We start from the raw sequence: 16337 nt of genomic DNA, 5'->3' as shown, positions 1-16337 counted from the left end.
AATGAAAAAGGCCCCGCATCGGCGGGGCCTTTCGCGTTTTCAGGAAAAGATGGGACGCTGCCCTTGGCTGGTCGCCTCGGGCGTTGTCGCTTACGCGGTGACCCGGCCGGTGTGCTGGGTGTTTTCACGGGCATCGAGCGACCATTTGCCCGCGCCCTGCGCCACGATCATCAGCATGCCGCCCGCGATCGAGATGTTCTTCATGAAGTTGATCATCTGGCCCTGCGCTTCCATGCCAGTCATGCCGAGGCTCGGGACGTAGTGGAACAGGAAGCCGGAGATGAGGCTGAAGCCCGCGAGCAGGAAGGCTACGATCCGCGTCTTCCAACCGAGCAGCAATGCGATGCCGCCGCCCAGTTCGGTCAGGATCACGAGCGGCAGAAGCGCGCCGGGCACGCCCATCGCTTCCATGTAGCCTTGGGTCCCGGCATAGCCGGTGATTTTTTGAAAGCCCGCGATGATGAAGATCTGGGCGAGGAGGAGGCGGCCGAGCGGGGCCGCGAGGTCGGTGAGTTTCGTCATGGAATCTATCCTTTGTGTCGTCGTCTGATGGGCCCGAAGGCGATGGCGACAGGATCTACATTGTGCGTAAAAATTTGGAATACCGATAAAATTACAGAATATGCGCAAAAACGAACAGAATTAGCGCTTTGCGATCCACCTTGCACGCCAAGACCTTCCGCGCCACTCTCCGCCGAAAACCGGAGGAGAAAGACCATGCCCGACGCCCTGCGCTATGCCGCGATCATGCTTGCTGCCGGGATCGGCATTCCGGTGCTCGCCGCGCTCAATGCCCAGCTTGGCAGCCGCATCGGCTCGCCCGCGGTGGCGGCGGTGGTGCTGTTCTCCGTGGCGCTCTTGGGGGCGGTGCTGGCCGTCGCGGTCACGACAGGGCCCTCGGGCTTCGCGCGTATTCCCGATCAGCCGAAATACCTGTTTCTGGCTGGCGTGCTGATCGCCTTCTACGTGCTCTCGATTACCTTTATCGCGCCGCGCTTCGGGGTCGGCAATGCGGTGTTCTTCGTGCTGCTGGGACAGATGATTTCGGCCGCCGCGATCGACCAATTCGGCCTGTTCGGGGCACTCGTGCGGCCCATCACCTTGATGCGCGGGGCGGGGATCGGCTTCATGTGCCTCGGACTGTTCCTCATTCAGAAGGCTTGAACCTTTCGAGCGACGCGGCTAGAGGCCCCTCCCATGAGCGAGAATGACACCCCCGAACAGCCCTGGCGCAACTTCTATGGTCGCCGCCACGGCAAGACGCTGAACAAGGCGCAGAAGGAATACCTGCGCGAGGACCTGCCGGGCCGTCTGCCCGGTCCCGTTGGTTGGGACGTGAACCCCGACCGTGAGCCGCTCGACATGGAGACGCGGTTCAAGGGCAAGCCGGTCTGGCTCGAAGTGGGCTTCGGCGGGGGCGAGCATCTGGCGCATATGGCGCAGACCTATCCGGAGGTGGAGTTCATCGGCTGCGAGCCTTTCGTGAACGGCGTCGCGATGCTGCTGGGCAAGCTGCGCCGCGAGAAAATCCCGAACGTCGCGGTGCATCCCGGCGATGCGCGCGACCTGATGGATGTGCTGCCCGCGGGCTCGATCTCGAAGGCGTTTCTCCTCTATCCCGACCCGTGGCCGAAATCGAAGCACCACCGCAGGCGTTTCGTGACGCAGGAGCATCTCGAGCCGCTGCACCGCGCGCTCAAACCGGGATCGGAATTCCGCGTGGCGACCGACATCCCCGATTACGTCCGCCAGACCGTCGAGGAAGTCCCGCAGGCCGGATTCGAGCCTCTGTTCGACGTGCCCGCCGCCTTCGATTTCGACGATCCGCAGCCCGTTTCGGGCGATTGGGATACGCCGTGGGAGGACTGGCTCTCGACGCGCTATGAACAGAAAGCGCTGCGCGAAGGCCGCAAGCCGCATTACCTGACCTATCGGCGGATCTGAGCCCTTCCGCCTCCCGCCAGATCGCGCTAACAGGGGCGCGTTGAAATAAGGGAGGCACTATGTCCGGCCACGGCACTCCGATCAAAATGACCTCGCGCGCTTGCGGGCCCCTGAAGGGCACGGCGGAGGTTCCCGGCGACAAGTCGATCAGCCACCGCGCGCTGATCCTTGGCGCGCTCTCGGTGGGCGAGACGAAGATCACCGGCCTGCTCGAAGGCGAAGACGTGCTCGACACGGCCAAGGCGATGCGCGCCTTCGGGGCCGAGGTCACGCAGCACGGTCCGGGCAGCTGGTCGGTGCATGGCGTGGGCGTGGGCGGTTTCGCCGAGCCCGAAGACGTCATCGATTGCGGCAATTCCGGCACCGGCGTGCGTCTGATCATGGGCGCGATGGCGACCTCGCCGATCGTGGCGACCTTCACTGGCGACGGGAGCTTGCGCAAACGCCCTATGGGCCGCGTCACTGATCCGATCCGGCTGTTCGGGGCGCAGGCTTTCGGGCGTCATGGCGGGCGTCTGCCGATGACCATCCTCGGCGCGCCGAGCCCCGCGCCTGTGCGCTACGCGACGCCGATGGCCTCTGCGCAGGTGAAATCGGCGGTGCTGCTGGCGGGGCTGAACGCGCCGGGCCAGACCGTCGTGATCGAGAAGACCCCGACCCGCGATCATACCGAGCGGATGCTGCGCGGCTTCGGCGCCGAGATCACCACCGAGGTGACCGAGCAGGGCCATGTCATCACGTTGCAGGGCCAGCCGGAACTCAAAGCCCAAGAGGTCGCCGTGCCGCGCGATCCCTCTTCGGCAGCTTTCCCGGTCTGTGCTGCGCTGATCGTGCCGGGCTCCGAGATCGTCGTGCCGGGCGTCAGCCAGAACCCCACCCGCAACGGGATCTTCATCACGCTGCGCGAGATGGGCGCCGATCTGACCTTCGAGAACGAGCGCGAAGAGGGCGGCGAGCCGGTGGCCGATCTGCGCGTGCGCTATTCCAAGCTGCACGGGATCGACGTGCCCGCCGAGCGCGCCTCGGCGCAGATCGACGAATATCCGGTGCTCTCGGTCGTCGCAGCCTTTGCCGAAGGCGTGACCCGGATGCCCGGCGTGCATGAACTGCGCGTGAAGGAAAGCGACCGGATCGACGCGATGGCACGCGGGCTGGAGGCCAATGGCATCAAGATCGAGGAAGACGAGGACACGCTGATCGTGCATGGCTGCGGCCCCGAGGGCGTGCCGGGCGGCGGCACCGCCGTGACCCATCTCGACCACCGGATCGCGATGAGCTTCATGGTGCTGGGCATGGCCGCGCAACAGCCGGTCTCGGTCGATGACGGCTCGCCCATTGCAACCTCCTTCCCGATCTTCGAGGACCTGATGGCCGGGCTTGGCGCGGAGATCGTCCGGGCGGATCGGTGAGCCGGGCGCAGGTCGCCTTTGTCCTGCTCGCGTCCCTGACGGGGGCGGTCTATCTTGCGATGACGCTCGTTACCTTGCCGCATCTTCGGGATGCGGCGGGCGGTCTGGCGCCGTTCGATTTGCGTCCAGGTGGCTACAGTGCTGCGCAGGCCCGGGCGCTCCTCGATGCGCTCGATGCTCCGGCGCGACAGTATTACCTCTCGGTTCAGCAGCGGCTCGATCTTGTCTTTCCGGTCCTGGAGGCGGTGACACTGATTGTCGCCTTCCGTACCCTTGCAAAGGGCTGGCTTGCCGTGGTGTTGTCGATCCTGGCGGCTCTTGGTGCTGTGTTTGACTATCTCGAAAATCATGCCGTTGCCGCATTGTTGCGGACCGGCGCGGTCACGGATGACATGATCGCCTTTGCGAGCAGATGGACGCTTCTGAAGAGCGTCGCAGTCACTTTGAGCCTGACGGCCCTGGCGCTATTGATCCTGCGGGCAGTTTATTTGCGGATGAAACGATGAAATTCACAGTCGCCATCGATGGCCCCGCCGCTGCGGGCAAAGGGACGATCAGTCGGGCCGTGGCCGAGCGGTTCGGGCTGGCGCATCTCGATACGGGTGCGCTCTATCGCGCGGTTGGCATGAAATCCGAGACCGAGGGGCTGGAGCCCATCGCGGCGGCCAAGGCGCTGTGCCCCGAGGATCTCGAGCGCAACGATCTGCGCACGATGGAAGCGGGGCAGGCGGCCTCGATAGTCGCCGCGATCCCCGAAGTGCGCGCGGCTCTGGTGGCGTTTCAGCGCGATTTCGCTGCGCGCGAGGGCGGTGCGGTGCTCGATGGGCGCGATATCGGCACGGTGATCTGCCCGCAGGCGGAGGTGAAGCTGTTCGTGACCGCCTCACCGGAGGTGCGCGCGCATCGGCGCTGGCTGGAACTGGGCGGCGATGAGGCCGAAGTGCTGGAACAGGTGCGCGAGCGCGACGCCCGCGACATGGGCCGCGCCGACAGCCCGTTGCGTCCGGCGGTGGATGCGCTGGTGATCGATACCTCCGAGCTGAGCATCGAAGAGGCGGTCGCCCGCGCCGCCGATCAGATCGAGGCCCGCCGCGCGGGCGATCTGGACTAGGGGGCGGGGATGCTGCGCTGGGTTCTCCTCTCGCTGGTTCTTGCAACGCAGGCCACAGCCGAGGGGCGCCCGCAGGGTCTGCTGTGGAGCGAGACCGACCTGCCGCGCACCTTGCCGCTGCAGATCAAATCTGCCCCTGATCGCGATCTCTATATCGTGCTGCGCGATGCCAAGACCGGGCAGGACGTGATGGGCGCCTATGCGCAGGGCGGTGAATTCTTTCGCCTGCTGGTGCCGCCGGGACGGTTCGAGGTGCAGGTGGCGCTCGGGCCTGCGGAAGACTGGGAGGGCGGCGCTGCGCTGTTCGGCCCCGAGACGGAAAGGCTACGCCTCGACCCGCCGCTCGATTTCGGGGTCACGGGCTACGCGCGGAAGGGCGGGCACCTGATCGATCTGCGCGATCTCGGCGATATCGGCCAGAAAAGCCTCGGAATTTGCCAGCGACTCGCGCTCGATTTCGACAGCGTGAACACCGCGCCGGAGGCGGTCCGACCCGGCGTAAAGCCCCGTGACCCAATGGAAATACCGGAGTTCCCGGAGCCGAAATACCGTCGCGTCGACCGCATTTGCGATTGAAAAAAAGGGACGCGTGAAATATATCTTCACGAAGTGGTGAACTTTTTTCCCGACTCTCGCGTTGGGTGTTGGTGGATGTATTTCGAGGGTGGACCGATGCGCTTGTCCCTGACTTTGGCCTGCATGCTGACTTGCGTGTCCTTTGCGACCGTTCCGGCCCGCGCCGACGGCCCGGCGGCGACGCCCGAACCGATCGCGGTGAAAGCCCGGTCCGCGATGCCGGTGCCGGGGGATTTGTCCTTCGATCTGGTGGAGGGCGAGACGGTCTCGCTCGCCGATTTCCGTGGCAAGGTCGTCCTCGTGGTCAACACCGCCTCGAAATGCGGTTTCGCCCCGCAATTCACCGAGCTGCAGGAGATGTCCGAAACCTATGGCCGCGACGGTCTGGTGATCCTCACCGTGCCGTCGAACGATTTCCGGCAGGAACTCTCAACCGCGCAAGAGGCCAAGCGCTATTGCGCGCTGACCTTCGGGGCCGAATTGCCGATGGCGCAGCTCGCCAAGGTGAAGGGGCCGCAGGCGCATCCGTTCTATCGCTGGATGCGCGAAACCGAGGGGTTCGAGCCGAGCTGGAACTTCAACAAGGTGCTACTGGGCCGCGACGGCTCGGTGATCGCGACCTATCCCGCCAGCGCAGAGCCCCTTTCGGCCTGGATGCTGGGCGACGTTAAAGCCGCTCTCGCAACCGCGAGCCGAGGCTGAGCGAGAGGCCGCGCAGCCTGTCTATGACGCAATAAATGCTTGCGATACTGGCTGATCGCGCCTATATGGGCGCGGTCTGAGACAGGTTGGGACTCACCCGACCCGTATGCTATTGCAGCACAGACATTCCAACGAAAGACCGGCGGAGCCAACCGCAAGGCCAGAAAACCGAAGATGAAAAGGAAAATCTGAACGCATGTCGCAAAATGCAACCATGGACGAATTCGAAGCCCTTCTGAACGAGAGCCTCGAAATCGACACCCCGAACGAAGGTTCGGTTGTTAAAGGCAAGGTCATCGCCATCGAGGCGGGCCAGGCCATCATCGATGTCGGCTACAAAATGGAAGGCCGCGTCGAACTCAAAGAATTCGCCAACCCCGGCGAGGCTCCGCAGATCGAAGTCGGCGACGAAGTCGAAGTGTATCTCGACCGTGTCGAGAACGCTCGCGGCGAAGCCGTTATCTCGCGTGAGAAAGCCCGCCGCGAAGAGGCATGGGATCGTCTCGAAGCAGCTTACGCCAAAGAAGAGCGCGTCGAAGGCGCTATCTTCGGTCGCGTCAAAGGCGGCTTCACCGTCGATCTGGGCGGCGCTGTCGCGTTCCTGCCCGGCTCGCAAGTGGACGTGCGCCCGGTGCGCGACGCTGGCCCGCTCATGGGTCTCAAGCAGCCGTTCCAAATCCTCAAGATGGACCGTCGTCGTGGCAACATCGTTGTCTCGCGTCGTGCGATCCTCGAAGAGAGCCGCGCCGAACAGCGCGCCGAAGTCATCGCGAACCTCTCCGAAGGTCAGGTCGTTGATGGTGTGGTCAAGAACATCACCGAATACGGTGCGTTCGTTGATCTGGGCGGCGTCGACGGTCTGCTGCACGTCACCGACATGGCATGGCGCCGCGTGAACCACCCGTCCGAGATCCTGTCGATCGGCGAGACCGTCAAGGTCCAGGTCGTCAAGATCAACAAGGAAACCCACCGCATCTCGCTCGGCATGAAGCAGCTGCAGTCGGATCCGTGGGACTCGGTCGAGTCGAAGTTCGCTCTGGGTTCGGTCCACACCGGCCGCGTGACCAACATCACCGACTACGGCGCGTTCGTCGAGCTGGAGCCGGGTGTCGAAGGTCTCGTGCACGTGTCCGAGATGTCCTGGACCAAGAAGAACGTCCACCCCGGCAAGATCGTTTCGACGAGCCAGGAAGTCGACGTCATGGTCCTCGAGATCGACACCGCGAAGCGCCGCGTCTCGCTTGGCCTCAAGCAGACCATGCGCAACCCGTGGGAAGTCTTCGCAGAGACCCACCCGGTCGGCACCGTCATCGAAGGCGAAGTCAAGAACATCACCGAATTCGGTCTGTTCGTTGGCCTCGAGAACGACATCGACGGCATGGTGCACCTCTCGGACCTCAGCTGGGAACAGCGTGGCGAGGATGCGATCCAGGACTACCGCAAAGGCGACATGGTCAAGGCCGCTGTCACCGAAGTGGACACCGACAAGGAGCGTATCTCGCTCTCGATCAAGGCGCTCGACGCCGACACGTTCTCCGATGCCGTTGACGGCGTGAAGCGTGGTTCGATCGTGACCGTGACCGTGACCGCGATCGAAGACGGTGGCGTCGAGGTGGAATACAACGGCATGAAGTCGTTCATCCGCCGTTCGGACCTCGCCCGCGATCGTGCCGACCAGCGCCCCGAGCGCTTCCAGGTTGGCGATCACGTCGATGTCCGCGTGACCAACGTCGACTCCAAGACCCGCAAGCTGGGTGTGTCGATCAAGGCGCGTGAGATCGCTGAAGAGAAAGAAGCCGTGGAACAGTACGGTTCGTCGGACTCGGGTGCGTCGCTGGGCGACATCTTGGGTGCCGCGCTCAAGGGCGACCAATAAGAGATCGAGCCGCTTGGCTCAACGAAAGGCCCCGCCGATTGGCGGGGCCTTTTTCGTTCCGCAAAGCCTTGGCGATCTGCGACGACGATTCGCGCAACGGGTGACGCTTGGGCGGGCGAAGCGCTGAATTTCTGCGTTTGCGAAGGCGCTTCCGTCGGCGGCAGACCGCTAGGGGCTCGATTTTACGTGGATTTTCCGGGTCTTTGCTGTTCCGCGTTGCAACGATTGGTCCTATAATTACGAAATGACGCATGTAAGAGCCGGGGGACACCCGGCCAAGCCCGTGGGGGGAGATAACAAGATGATCCGCTCTGAGTTGATCACCAAGATTGCCGAGGAGAATCCGCATCTCTACCAGCGGGATGTCGAAAAAATCGTAAATACGATCTTCGACGAGATCACCGAGGCGCTGGCCTCGGGCGACCGCGTCGAGCTTCGTGGGTTCGGGGCCTTTTCCGTCAAGAAGCGCGACGCGCGCACCGGTCGGAACCCGCGCACCGGCGAGGCGGTTGAGGTCGAGGAAAAACACGTACCCTTCTTCAAGACCGGTAAGCTGCTGCGCGACCGGCTGAACGGGAAAGAGGAATAAGAGCTAATGATTCGAGCGCTTCGGCTGCTGTTTCTCGGTCTGCTCGCCGTGGTCCTGATCGGGCTGGCGCTGGCCAATCGTCAAATCGTCACGCTGCGGGTGCTGCCGCTCGAGGCGGGCAGCTTCCTTGGCTGGGACTGGGCGGTTCAGGTGCCGTTGTTCCTCGTGATCCTCGCGGGCGTTCTGCTGGGTCTGCTGATCGGCTTCGTCTGGGAATGGGCGCGCGAGTCGCGTCTGCGCCGCAATGCCCGCCAGTCGGACCGCAAGGCGCGCAAGCTCGAAGCTGAAGTTCAGACGCTGCGCCACGACAAGACCGGCCCGAAGGACGACGTGCTGGCGCTGCTCGAACAGCCCTCGCGCTGAGATGCCGACCGTCGCCATAGACCGCAACGCGCAGGGTCTCGCCCGCGTGAAGATTTGCGGGCTGCGCAAGGCCGAGGACATCGCCGCCGCCGTCGAGGCGGGCGCGCGCTATGTGGGCTTCGTATTCTTTCCCAAATCCCCGCGCCATCTGGAGATCGCCGAGGCGCGTACTTTGGCGCAGGATGTCGAACCCGGCATCGCCAAGGTCGGTCTGGTGGTGAACCCCTCGGATGAGCTGCTCACCGAGATCACGGATGCCGTGCCGCTCGACATGCTCCAGCTTCACGGCTCGGAAAGCCCGGAACGCGTGACGGAGATCCGCGCCAAGTTCGGCCTGCCGGTGATGAAAGCCGTGGGCGTGGCCGATGCCGCCGATCTTCCGAAGATCGCGGAGTATGAGGCGGTGGCCGACCAAATCCTGCTCGATGCCAAGCCGCCGAAGGAGGCGGAGCTTCCGGGCGGCAACGGGCTGTCCTTCGACTGGCGGCTGATCGCCGGGCGTACATGGGAAAAGCCGTGGATGCTGGCCGGGGGGCTGACGCCGGAGAACGTGGCCGAAGCGATCCTGCTGACCGGCGCGCGGCAGGTCGATGTCTCCTCGGGCGTGGAGAGCGCGCCGGGCGTCAAAGACCCCGAGAAAATCCGCGCTTTCGTTCATGCAGCCCGTCAGGGAAGTGACGGGGCGTAGCGGGGCCCCGCGCAATCGAGTATTTTTAGCCAGATGCCGGGGCGGGGATTTATCTCGCCCCGCTTTGACGCTAGACCGATCCTCACGAATAGCGCGAGGTGTGCCATGGCTGACGATCTGATCAATTCCTTCATGAATGTGCCCGACGAGAACGGGCGCTTCGGCATTTTCGGTGGCCGCTTCGTGTCCGAGACGCTGATGCCGCTGATCCTCTCGCTCGAAGAAGAATACGAGAAGGCCAAGACCGATCCCGATTTCTGGGCGGAGATGGACGACCTCTGGAAGCACTATGTCGGCCGTCCGTCGCCTCTGTATTTCGCGCCCCGCATCACCGAAGAGCTGGGCGGCGCGAAGATATATCTCAAGCGCGACGAGCTGAACCACACCGGCGCGCATAAGATCAACAACGTGCTGGGGCAGATCCTGCTGGCGCGGCGCATGGGCAAGACCCGGATCATCGCCGAGACCGGCGCTGGCCAGCACGGCGTGGCCACCGCGACTGTCTGCGCGAAATTCGGCCTCAAATGTGTGGTCTATATGGGCGCCACGGACGTCGAGCGTCAGGCGCCGAACGTCTTCCGGATGCGCCTGCTGGGTGCCGAAGTCGTCCCGGTCAAATCGGGTCGCGGCACGCTGAAGGATGCGATGAACGACGCGCTGCGCGACTGGGTGACCAATGTGCGCGACACGTTCTATTGCATCGGCACGGTGGCCGGGCCGCACCCGTATCCGGCGATGGTCCGCGATTTCCAGTCGATCATCGGCAAGGAAGTGCGCTGGCAGCTTGAAGAGCAGGAAGGCGAGGGCCGTCTGCCCGACACCGTGATCGCGGCGATCGGCGGGGGCTCGAACGCGATGGGCCTGTTCCATCCGTTCCTCGACGACAAATCCGTGCGCATCATCGGCGTCGAGGCTGGCGGTCACGGCGTCGACGAGAAGATGGAACATTGCGCCTCGCTCACCGGCGGGCGTCCGGGCGTGCTGCATGGCAACCGGACCTATCTGCTGCAGGACGAGGACGGGCAGATCCTCGAAGGGCATTCGATCTCGGCCGGGCTCGACTATCCGGGCATCGGGCCTGAGCATAGCTGGCTGCACGACACCGGCCGCGCGGAATATGTGAACATAACCGACAAGGAGGCGCTGGAGGCGTTCCAGTTCTCCTGCCGTCTCGAAGGGATCATCCCCGCGCTCGAGCCCTCGCACGCTCTGGCCCATGTGATGAAGATCGCGCCTGACCTGCCCAAGGACCATATCATCGTGATGAACATGTGTGGCCGCGGTGATAAGGACATTTTCGCGGTCGCGAAGCATCTCGGCTTCGACATGGACGCATAAACTCAGGTTTACGGCGTACAACCTGAGGTTTATTGCTCCTCCATAACCCAATTGGCAATGGACCGGCGGGCGTTGTCCGCCGACCCTTTGCTCCGACGTCGCAGCCCGCGGCGGACAATTGTTCCGGAGGAGATAGAAGATGAAAATGAAATCCACCCTCGCCGCGCTGGCGGCTCTCGCGGTCTCGGCGCATATGGCACAGGCTGAAGTGTCCACGGACGGTATCGCTGCCGATCTGCAGGCCAATGGCTTCACCAATGTCGAGATCAAGGTCGGCCCGACCCAGGTGAAGGCCGAGGGTTACAACCCGAACGGCACCAAGATCGAAGTGGTCTACGACCGCGCCACCGGCAAGATCCAGAAGCAGGAAATGTCGCGGACGCGCGCCGGCTATGACATGACGCAGGGCGTCAGCGTCCGTCAGCAGTCGGAAGATTTCTACGACGGCAGCGACGACGACCATATGGACGATCACGGCGACGGCCATTCGGGCAGCGACGATCACATGGATGACAGCCACGACGACGATCACACCACGTCCGATTCCGATCACAGCTCGGATGACGGCGGCTCGCATGAGAGCGGCTCTGACGATGGCGGTTCGCACGACAGTGGCTCCGACGGCGGCGGGTCGCATGACAGCGGCGGCGACGACGGTGGCGACGACGACTGATCCGAACGGACTTGCCCGGTGCCATGTGCGCCGGGCATAATCCTCTGAAATGCCGCGTTCGCGCGCGGGGGGAGTTTTGCCGATGAGACTGCGCAGAGATCTGGCGATAGCCGTGTTGATCGGCGCGCTGAGCGTGCCCGTGGTGCCAGGGCTCGCGCGGGCCGAAACCGCGAGCGAAGCGGTCACCCGGCAGCTCAAATCCTACGGCTACCAGAACATCGATGTGCACCGGACCTTGCTGGGCCGCGTGCGCATCACCGGCACCCGCAAGGGCGTCGAGCGCGAAATCGTCCTCGATCCGCGCAGCGGCGAGATTCTGCGCGACCTGTCCCGCTCCAGCCGCACGCCGATCTTGAACAATAGCCCTCTGGGCGGCACCGCCTCGGGGAGCTATACCGCGACCTCCACCTCCGACCGCACAACGACGACCTCCGATAGCGACTCCTCCGACGACTCCTCGGACGATAGCAGTAGCGCATCGGGCAGCGACGATGGCGGAAGCCATGACAGCAGCGACAGCGACAGTAGCGGTGGCGGCGGCGGCGACAGCGGCGGCGGCGACGATGGCGGCGGAGAAAGCGACGATGATTGACGCCTCGGACCGGTCGGCGGGAGCGGCGCAATGACGTCGCGGCTGCGCCGTGCGGTGCTTGTCGGGGCGATCTTGCTGTTTCAGGCGGTCTGCGCGCTGTTCTTCATCTCCGATATCCTGCTGTCGGTCTTCGGCCTCTATCCCGCGCCGATCAGCTGGCAGAACCGCGAAATCCTCGAACTCGGGGCGGCGCTCGGCCTCATTCTGGGGCTCGCGCTTGGCGCGTTCGCCTTGGCAGGTGCGCTGCGAGAGGGGGCACGGGCGAAGGCGCGTCTGCGCCGGGCGACCTCGGCTTTTGAGGATCTCCTGGAAGAGCGTTTCTCCGACTGGGGCCTCACGGCGGCAGAGCGCGAGGTCGCGCTTTTTGCGATCAAGGGGCTGAGCACGGCGGAAATCGCGGCGCTCCGCGAGACGTCCGAAGGCACCGCCAAGGCGCAAAGCGCCGCGATCTACCGCAAGGCGGGGGTGAACGGGCGCGGCGCGCTTCTGAGCCTTTTCGTCGAGGATATGATGGACCAGCGCGCCGAGGGGGCGCAGCGCGAAGATACGGCGACGAAGCGCGGTGTGACGGCGGTGGCCAAGGGCTGAGCGCTCAGCCCCGCAGAGCGCGCGTATCCTCATAGGCGAAATCGATCAGCGCGCGCAGCTTGCGCGGCAGGCGCGGCCCGTCGAGATAGACCGCATGAAGCGGGATGCGCAGCAGCGTCTCCGGCGGAAACAGCGAGACCAGCCGCCCCGCCACGATCTCCGGCTCCAGCACGAAGTCCGGCCCATAGGTGATGCCATGCCCCGCCAGCGCCAGTTCGCAGGCGGCGCGCCCGCTATTGACGCGGATCTGCGCGGGAACGGGCAGGGCGGCGATCTCTCCGCCCTCGCGATAGCGCCAATGCGGGATCGCGCTGTGATTGGTGTCGTGGATACAGCGGTGATCGGCCAGATCGGCGATCTGGGTCGCGCGGCCCGCACGTTCGAGATAGGCGGGAGAGGCCACGACGCGCATCCCGATCTCACCCAGCTTGCGCGCCCGCAGCGCCTGATCGCGGAGCTGCCCGATCCGGAAGGCGAGGTCGATCCCCTCGGCGGCCAGATCGGTCGCGGCATCCGAGAGCGTCAAGTCGATCACCAGATCGGGGTGGGGGGCTGCGAAGCGCGCGAGCATCTCCGCCAGATAGACCTCGCCGAAAGTGACCGGCGCGGAGATCCGCAGCACGCCCGAAAATCCGCGCGATTGCTCCGACACCGCGCCCAGAAGATCGTCGAGCCCGTCGAGCACGCTTGGCGCCTCGGCCAGCAGACGCTCGCCCGCGGGCGTCAGCCCGATCCGCCGCGTCGTGCGTTGCAGAAGGCGCGTGCCAAGGCGGTCCTCCAGCTCGGCCACGTATTTCGAGGCGAGCCGATTGGAGATGCCCAGCTGCTCTGCCCCCGCGGTGAACGAGCCCGCGCGGGCGGTCGCGACAAAGGCGCGGAGTTGTTCGGTGATATCCATCGCTATTCAGAACAAAATGGTAAAAGTCATTCCTGATAATATCCATTTTATTCGCTAACGGAATGGCTAATTTCCTCGCTGTAACGCGAACACACCGCACAGAGCTTGCGGTTACAGGAGATAGACCATGATCGACACCAAACTCGCCCCTTACGGCATCTTCGTTTTGCGCCTTCTGACCGGCGCTCTGTTCCTCGTCCACGGGCTGACGAAGCTTTTCGTCTTCACCCCGGCCGGCACGATGGGCTTCTTTGAATCGCTGGGTTTGCCCGGCTGGCTTGGCATCCTCACGATGGCGGCGGAAATCCTCGGCGGTATCGCCTTGATCACCGGCATCTATGCACGGATCGTGTCCTTCGGGCTCGGCTTCATCCTGCTCGGCGCGGCCTTCACGGCGCATTGGGGCAACGGCTTCAGCTTCTCGAACCAGGGCGGCGGCTGGGAATACCCGGTGATGTGGGCCATCGTGCAATTCGCGCTCGCGGCTCTGGGTGACGGCCTCTATGCGCTGCGCCCGACCAAGCTGAAATGACAGGAGGAGACGATGGCTACCAGTGATGCAAATGTCGAAATCGGCCATGTGACCCTCGTGGTCCATGACCTCCCGGCGGTGGGGGCGTTCTACGAGAGCGTGCTCGGGCTGGAGCGGATCTCGGGCGACGCAACCGAGGCGCGCTACGGCGTCGACGGCAAGGTGCTCGTGATCCTCAAGGCCGACGCATCGGCGCGCAAATCGAGCCGGTCGGAAGCGGGGCTGTTTCACACCGCCTTCCTGCTGCCCGAGCGGGCCGATCTGGGCGCGTGGCTGAACCACGCCGCAGAGACCGGCATCCGGCTCGACGGGGCGTCCGATCACCTCGTCAGCGAGGCGGTCTACCTGCACGACCCCGAGGGCAACGGTATCGAGATCTACCGTGACCGCGCCCGCGAGGACTGGCCGCGCAAGGACGGGATGATCGCGATGGTGACCGATCCGATCGACCTGCGCGACGTGATGGTAGCGGCCCGTGGCCCGTGGCGCGGTGCGCCGAAAGGCACGGTGATCGGCCACGTTCACCTTCAGGTGGGCGCGCTCGACCCGGCGGAGCCGTTCTATGCCGAGACGCTCGGCGCGGATGTGATGGCCCGCTATCCAGGGGCGAATTTCCACGGGTGGGGCGGCTATCACCACCACCTCGCCACCAATGTCTGGAATAGCCGCGGGGCCAAAGAGCGTCACCAGCCCGCGACCGGTCTGGTCGAGGTGGGGCTGAAAGCGGACGCCGAACCGCTCGCCGCCTTCCGCGAGGCCTATGGCGACAGCGTGGCCGACCCGTGGGGCACGCGCTTCACATGGTCCGCGAAATGATCGAGAGATAAGAGAAAGGCGCCCGCGATGGGCGCCTTTTTCGCTTACAGAATGTGGTTCACATGGCCCATCTTGCGGCCCGGCTTCACCTCGGCCTTGCCGTAGAGATGCACCTGATACCGCGCGAGCTTCGCCAGCCCCGGCACCCGGTCCATGTCGTCGCCGATCAGGTTCTCCATCTCGACATCGCAATGGCGCGAGCCGTCGCCCAGCGGCCAGCCGGTCACGGCGCGGATATGCTGCTCGAACTGATCGACTGCGCAGCCTGCCTGCGTCCAGTGGCCGGAATTATGCACGCGCGGGGCGATCTCGTTCACGATCAGCGCGTCGCGGGTGACGAAAAGCTCAACCCCCATCACGCCGACATAATCGAGCTTGTTCAGGATCTTGGCCGCTAGCAGAACCGCATCGGTGCGCTGGTTGTCGGTGATCGCGGCGGGCACCAGCGTGGTGCGCAGGATGCCGCCCTCATGCTTGTTCTGGCCCGGATCGTAGCAGGAGATCGCGCCATCCTCGGCGCGCGCGCCGATCACGGAGATCTCCTTGAAGAACTCCACGAAGCCTTCGAGGATCGCGGGCGCGCCCTTCATATCCTCCAGCGCGGCGGCGGCCTCTTCGGGCGCGTTGATCACAACCTGACCCTTGCCGTCATAGCCGAAACGGCGGGTCTTCAGGATAGCGGGGCAGCCGATCTCGGCGATCGCCTCCTTGAGGTCCTCGAGATCGTCCACGGCGGCGAAAGGCGCGGTGGCGAGGCCCAGATCGTTTAGGAAGGCTTTCTCGACCAGACGGTCCTGACTGACGGCCAGCGCCTTGCGGTTCGGGCGGATCGGCTTGAGGCTTTCCAGAAGATCGAGCGCCGAGGTCGGCACGTTCTCGAATTCATAGGTGATGACGTCCACGGCCTCGGCGAAGGCGCGCAGCGCGGCCTCGTCCTCGTAAGGCGCGGTGGTCACCGCATGGGCCACGTCGCCCGCGGGCGGGTTCGCGCCCGGCTCAAAGATATGGGTCTTGTAGCCCAGACGCGAGGCCGCGACCGAGAGCATCCGGCCCAACTGACCGCCGCCGAGGATGCCGATCACCGATCCATAGGGCAGGGGCTCACTCATCTTCCGGCTCCTCCTTGATCGAGGCCGAGAGCTTCTCGCGCCAGTCGTCGAGCCGCTTCGCCAGATCCGCATCCGCCACGGCCAAGATCCCCGCCGCCATCAGACCGGCATTGGCAGCCCCAGCCGCGCCGATCGCCATGGTCGCGACCGGGAAGCCCTTGGGCATCTGCACGATGGAATAGAGGCTGTCGACGCCCGAGAGTGCGCGGGTTTGCACCGGCACGCCGATCACCGGCACGCGGGTTTTTGATGCCATCATGCCCGGCAGGTGCGCGGCGCCGCCAGCGCCTGCGATGATGACGTGCAGCCCACGCTCCACAGCCGTCTTGCCATAGGACCAGAGCCTGTCGGGAGTGCGATGGGCCGAGACGATCTTCGCCTCGTATTCCACACCGAGTTCGTCGAGAATTTCCGCCGCCTCTTTCATCGTGGACCAGTCGGACTGGCTGCCCATGATGATTCCCACTTTCACGCTCATGACGCCCCCTTTTCAGATGGAGCGCGCACTATAGGAATCTGTGCCGTCGCGGCAA

At 64.5% G+C, this 16337-nt stretch carries 21 protein-coding genes; 17 read left to right on the top strand and 4 right to left on the bottom strand.

Annotated elements, in window-relative coordinates:
* Positions 1 to 90: 90 nt before the first annotated feature.
* Positions 91 to 522 carry a DoxX family protein gene (locus tag BMI91_RS14315; RefSeq protein ID WP_078605547.1) on the bottom strand — a complete coding sequence of 144 codons (432 nt, stop codon included), beginning with the start codon at positions 520 to 522 and terminating at the stop codon, positions 91 to 93.
* Between the two features lie 195 nt (positions 523 to 717).
* On the opposite strand from BMI91_RS14315, the gene BMI91_RS14310 reads away from it, so the two are divergent.
* The 15 genes from BMI91_RS14310 (at position 718) to BMI91_RS14240 (ending at position 12449) form a co-directional block, all read left to right on the top strand.
* Positions 718 to 1164, top strand: a complete 447-nt coding sequence (locus BMI91_RS14310) for a DMT family transporter (RefSeq protein WP_078570975.1) — start codon at positions 718 to 720, stop codon at positions 1162 to 1164.
* A gap of 33 nt (positions 1165 to 1197) precedes the next feature.
* Complete coding sequence (gene trmB / locus BMI91_RS14305) at positions 1198 to 1944, top strand: tRNA (guanine(46)-N(7))-methyltransferase TrmB (protein WP_078605546.1); 747 nt, start codon at positions 1198 to 1200, stop codon at positions 1942 to 1944.
* Between the two features lie 59 nt (positions 1945 to 2003).
* Positions 2004 to 3353, top strand: coding sequence for a 3-phosphoshikimate 1-carboxyvinyltransferase (gene aroA, locus BMI91_RS14300; protein ID WP_078570977.1), 1350 nt, complete (start codon positions 2004 to 2006; stop codon positions 3351 to 3353).
* Positions 3350 to 3859, top strand: a complete 510-nt coding sequence (locus tag BMI91_RS14295; protein WP_078605544.1) for a hypothetical protein — start codon at positions 3350 to 3352, stop codon at positions 3857 to 3859. Before aroA ends, BMI91_RS14295 begins: the two co-directional genes overlap by 4 nt.
* The gene (locus BMI91_RS14290; RefSeq protein WP_078605542.1) at positions 3856 to 4464 is read left to right on the top strand and encodes a (d)CMP kinase; all 609 of its coding nucleotides are present in this window, start codon (positions 3856 to 3858) and stop codon (positions 4462 to 4464) included. Before BMI91_RS14295 ends, BMI91_RS14290 begins: the two co-directional genes overlap by 4 nt.
* A 9-nt stretch (positions 4465 to 4473) precedes the next feature.
* Entirely contained in the window at positions 4474 to 5040 is a 567-nt protein-coding gene (locus BMI91_RS14285; RefSeq protein WP_078605541.1) for a hypothetical protein, read from the top strand.
* A 96-nt stretch (positions 5041 to 5136) separates the two neighbouring features.
* A complete protein-coding gene (locus tag BMI91_RS14280; RefSeq protein ID WP_158522167.1) occupies positions 5137 to 5742 on the top strand; it encodes a glutathione peroxidase in 606 nt (201 codons plus the stop codon).
* A gap of 196 nt (positions 5743 to 5938) precedes the next feature.
* Positions 5939 to 7618, top strand: coding sequence for a 30S ribosomal protein S1 (gene rpsA / locus BMI91_RS14275; RefSeq protein WP_078520828.1), 1680 nt, complete (start codon positions 5939 to 5941; stop codon positions 7616 to 7618).
* Between the two features lie 301 nt (positions 7619 to 7919).
* Entirely contained in the window at positions 7920 to 8207 is a 288-nt protein-coding gene (gene ihfB, locus BMI91_RS14270) for an integration host factor subunit beta (protein WP_075774953.1), read from the top strand.
* Positions 8208 to 8213: 6 nt separating this feature from the next.
* Positions 8214 to 8570, top strand: a complete 357-nt coding sequence (locus BMI91_RS14265) for a lipopolysaccharide assembly protein LapA domain-containing protein (protein ID WP_152844360.1) — start codon at positions 8214 to 8216, stop codon at positions 8568 to 8570.
* Between the two features lies 1 nt (position 8571).
* On the top strand, positions 8572 to 9258 hold the full coding sequence (locus BMI91_RS14260) for a phosphoribosylanthranilate isomerase (protein WP_078605538.1): 687 nt from the start codon (positions 8572 to 8574) through the stop codon (positions 9256 to 9258).
* 105 nt (positions 9259 to 9363) lie between these two features.
* On the top strand, positions 9364 to 10596 hold the full coding sequence (trpB, locus tag BMI91_RS14255) for a tryptophan synthase subunit beta (RefSeq protein ID WP_078520826.1): 1233 nt from the start codon (positions 9364 to 9366) through the stop codon (positions 10594 to 10596).
* 139 nt (positions 10597 to 10735) lie between these two features.
* Positions 10736 to 11269 carry a PepSY domain-containing protein gene (locus tag BMI91_RS14250; RefSeq protein WP_078605536.1) on the top strand — a complete coding sequence of 178 codons (534 nt, stop codon included), beginning with the start codon at positions 10736 to 10738 and terminating at the stop codon, positions 11267 to 11269.
* Between the two features lie 82 nt (positions 11270 to 11351).
* Complete coding sequence (locus tag BMI91_RS14245; protein WP_078520824.1) at positions 11352 to 11861, top strand: hypothetical protein; 510 nt, start codon at positions 11352 to 11354, stop codon at positions 11859 to 11861.
* A gap of 30 nt (positions 11862 to 11891) precedes the next feature.
* Positions 11892 to 12449 (top strand): helix-turn-helix transcriptional regulator, encoded by a 558-nt coding sequence (locus tag BMI91_RS14240; protein WP_146684103.1) that lies wholly within the window; start codon positions 11892 to 11894, stop codon positions 12447 to 12449.
* Between the two features lie 4 nt (positions 12450 to 12453).
* Here the strand turns inward: BMI91_RS14240 and BMI91_RS14235 are convergent, their stop codons facing one another.
* Entirely contained in the window at positions 12454 to 13347 is an 894-nt protein-coding gene (locus BMI91_RS14235) for a LysR family transcriptional regulator (protein WP_078605533.1), read from the bottom strand.
* Positions 13348 to 13474: 127 nt separating this feature from the next.
* On the opposite strand from BMI91_RS14235, the gene BMI91_RS14230 reads away from it, so the two are divergent.
* Both BMI91_RS14230 and BMI91_RS14225 read left to right on the top strand, forming a co-directional pair.
* Positions 13475 to 13879, top strand: coding sequence for a DoxX family protein (locus BMI91_RS14230; protein ID WP_078605531.1), 405 nt, complete (start codon positions 13475 to 13477; stop codon positions 13877 to 13879).
* Positions 13880 to 13891: 12 nt separating this feature from the next.
* Positions 13892 to 14695: a VOC family protein gene (locus BMI91_RS14225; RefSeq protein WP_078605529.1), complete on the top strand. Its 804-nt coding sequence runs from the start codon at positions 13892 to 13894 to the stop codon at positions 14693 to 14695.
* Between the two features lie 44 nt (positions 14696 to 14739).
* On the opposite strand, the gene BMI91_RS14220 is transcribed toward BMI91_RS14225, so the two are convergent.
* Both BMI91_RS14220 and purE read right to left on the bottom strand, forming a co-directional pair.
* The gene (locus BMI91_RS14220) at positions 14740 to 15804 is read right to left on the bottom strand and encodes a 5-(carboxyamino)imidazole ribonucleotide synthase (protein ID WP_078605527.1); all 1065 of its coding nucleotides are present in this window, start codon (positions 15802 to 15804) and stop codon (positions 14740 to 14742) included.
* Positions 15797 to 16282, bottom strand: coding sequence for a 5-(carboxyamino)imidazole ribonucleotide mutase (purE, locus tag BMI91_RS14215; RefSeq protein WP_078605525.1), 486 nt, complete (start codon positions 16280 to 16282; stop codon positions 15797 to 15799). Before purE ends, BMI91_RS14220 begins: the two co-directional genes overlap by 8 nt.
* Positions 16283 to 16337: the final 55 nt, after the last annotated feature.

It is taken from the genome of Thioclava sediminum (assembly GCF_002020355.1).
GTDB classification, from domain to species: domain Bacteria; phylum Pseudomonadota; class Alphaproteobacteria; order Rhodobacterales; family Rhodobacteraceae; genus Thioclava; species Thioclava sediminum.
This window is presented reverse-complemented; position numbering and strand designations above follow the sequence as displayed.

What these genes read in the sequence shown, in the direction of transcription:
- trpB (WP_078520826.1), top strand. Translation starts at nt 9,364, where the DNA reads ATGGCTGACGATCTGATCAATTCCTTCATGAATGTGCCCGACGAGAAC.
- BMI91_RS14260 (WP_078605538.1), top strand. Translation starts at nt 8,572, where the DNA reads ATGCCGACCGTCGCCATAGACCGCAACGCGCAGGGTCTCGCCCGCGTG.
- BMI91_RS14315 (WP_078605547.1), bottom strand. Translation starts at nt 522, where the DNA reads ATGACGAAACTCACCGACCTCGCGGCCCCGCTCGGCCGCCTCCTCCTC.
- BMI91_RS14220 (WP_078605527.1), bottom strand. Translation starts at nt 15,804, where the DNA reads ATGAGTGAGCCCCTGCCCTATGGATCGGTGATCGGCATCCTCGGCGGC.
- aroA (WP_078570977.1), top strand. Translation starts at nt 2,004, where the DNA reads ATGTCCGGCCACGGCACTCCGATCAAAATGACCTCGCGCGCTTGCGGG.
- BMI91_RS14240 (WP_146684103.1), top strand. Translation starts at nt 11,892, where the DNA reads ATGACGTCGCGGCTGCGCCGTGCGGTGCTTGTCGGGGCGATCTTGCTG.
- ihfB (WP_075774953.1), top strand. Translation starts at nt 7,920, where the DNA reads ATGATCCGCTCTGAGTTGATCACCAAGATTGCCGAGGAGAATCCGCAT.
- BMI91_RS14310 (WP_078570975.1), top strand. Translation starts at nt 718, where the DNA reads ATGCCCGACGCCCTGCGCTATGCCGCGATCATGCTTGCTGCCGGGATC.
- BMI91_RS14250 (WP_078605536.1), top strand. Translation starts at nt 10,736, where the DNA reads ATGAAAATGAAATCCACCCTCGCCGCGCTGGCGGCTCTCGCGGTCTCG.
- BMI91_RS14265 (WP_152844360.1), top strand. Translation starts at nt 8,214, where the DNA reads ATGATTCGAGCGCTTCGGCTGCTGTTTCTCGGTCTGCTCGCCGTGGTC.
- BMI91_RS14235 (WP_078605533.1), bottom strand. Translation starts at nt 13,347, where the DNA reads ATGGATATCACCGAACAACTCCGCGCCTTTGTCGCGACCGCCCGCGCG.
- BMI91_RS14230 (WP_078605531.1), top strand. Translation starts at nt 13,475, where the DNA reads ATGATCGACACCAAACTCGCCCCTTACGGCATCTTCGTTTTGCGCCTT.
- purE (WP_078605525.1), bottom strand. Translation starts at nt 16,282, where the DNA reads ATGAGCGTGAAAGTGGGAATCATCATGGGCAGCCAGTCCGACTGGTCC.
- BMI91_RS14280 (WP_158522167.1), top strand. Translation starts at nt 5,137, where the DNA reads ATGCGCTTGTCCCTGACTTTGGCCTGCATGCTGACTTGCGTGTCCTTT.
- BMI91_RS14285 (WP_078605541.1), top strand. Translation starts at nt 4,474, where the DNA reads ATGCTGCGCTGGGTTCTCCTCTCGCTGGTTCTTGCAACGCAGGCCACA.
- BMI91_RS14245 (WP_078520824.1), top strand. Translation starts at nt 11,352, where the DNA reads ATGAGACTGCGCAGAGATCTGGCGATAGCCGTGTTGATCGGCGCGCTG.
- BMI91_RS14225 (WP_078605529.1), top strand. Translation starts at nt 13,892, where the DNA reads ATGGCTACCAGTGATGCAAATGTCGAAATCGGCCATGTGACCCTCGTG.
- rpsA (WP_078520828.1), top strand. Translation starts at nt 5,939, where the DNA reads ATGTCGCAAAATGCAACCATGGACGAATTCGAAGCCCTTCTGAACGAG.
- BMI91_RS14290 (WP_078605542.1), top strand. Translation starts at nt 3,856, where the DNA reads ATGAAATTCACAGTCGCCATCGATGGCCCCGCCGCTGCGGGCAAAGGG.
- trmB (WP_078605546.1), top strand. Translation starts at nt 1,198, where the DNA reads ATGAGCGAGAATGACACCCCCGAACAGCCCTGGCGCAACTTCTATGGT.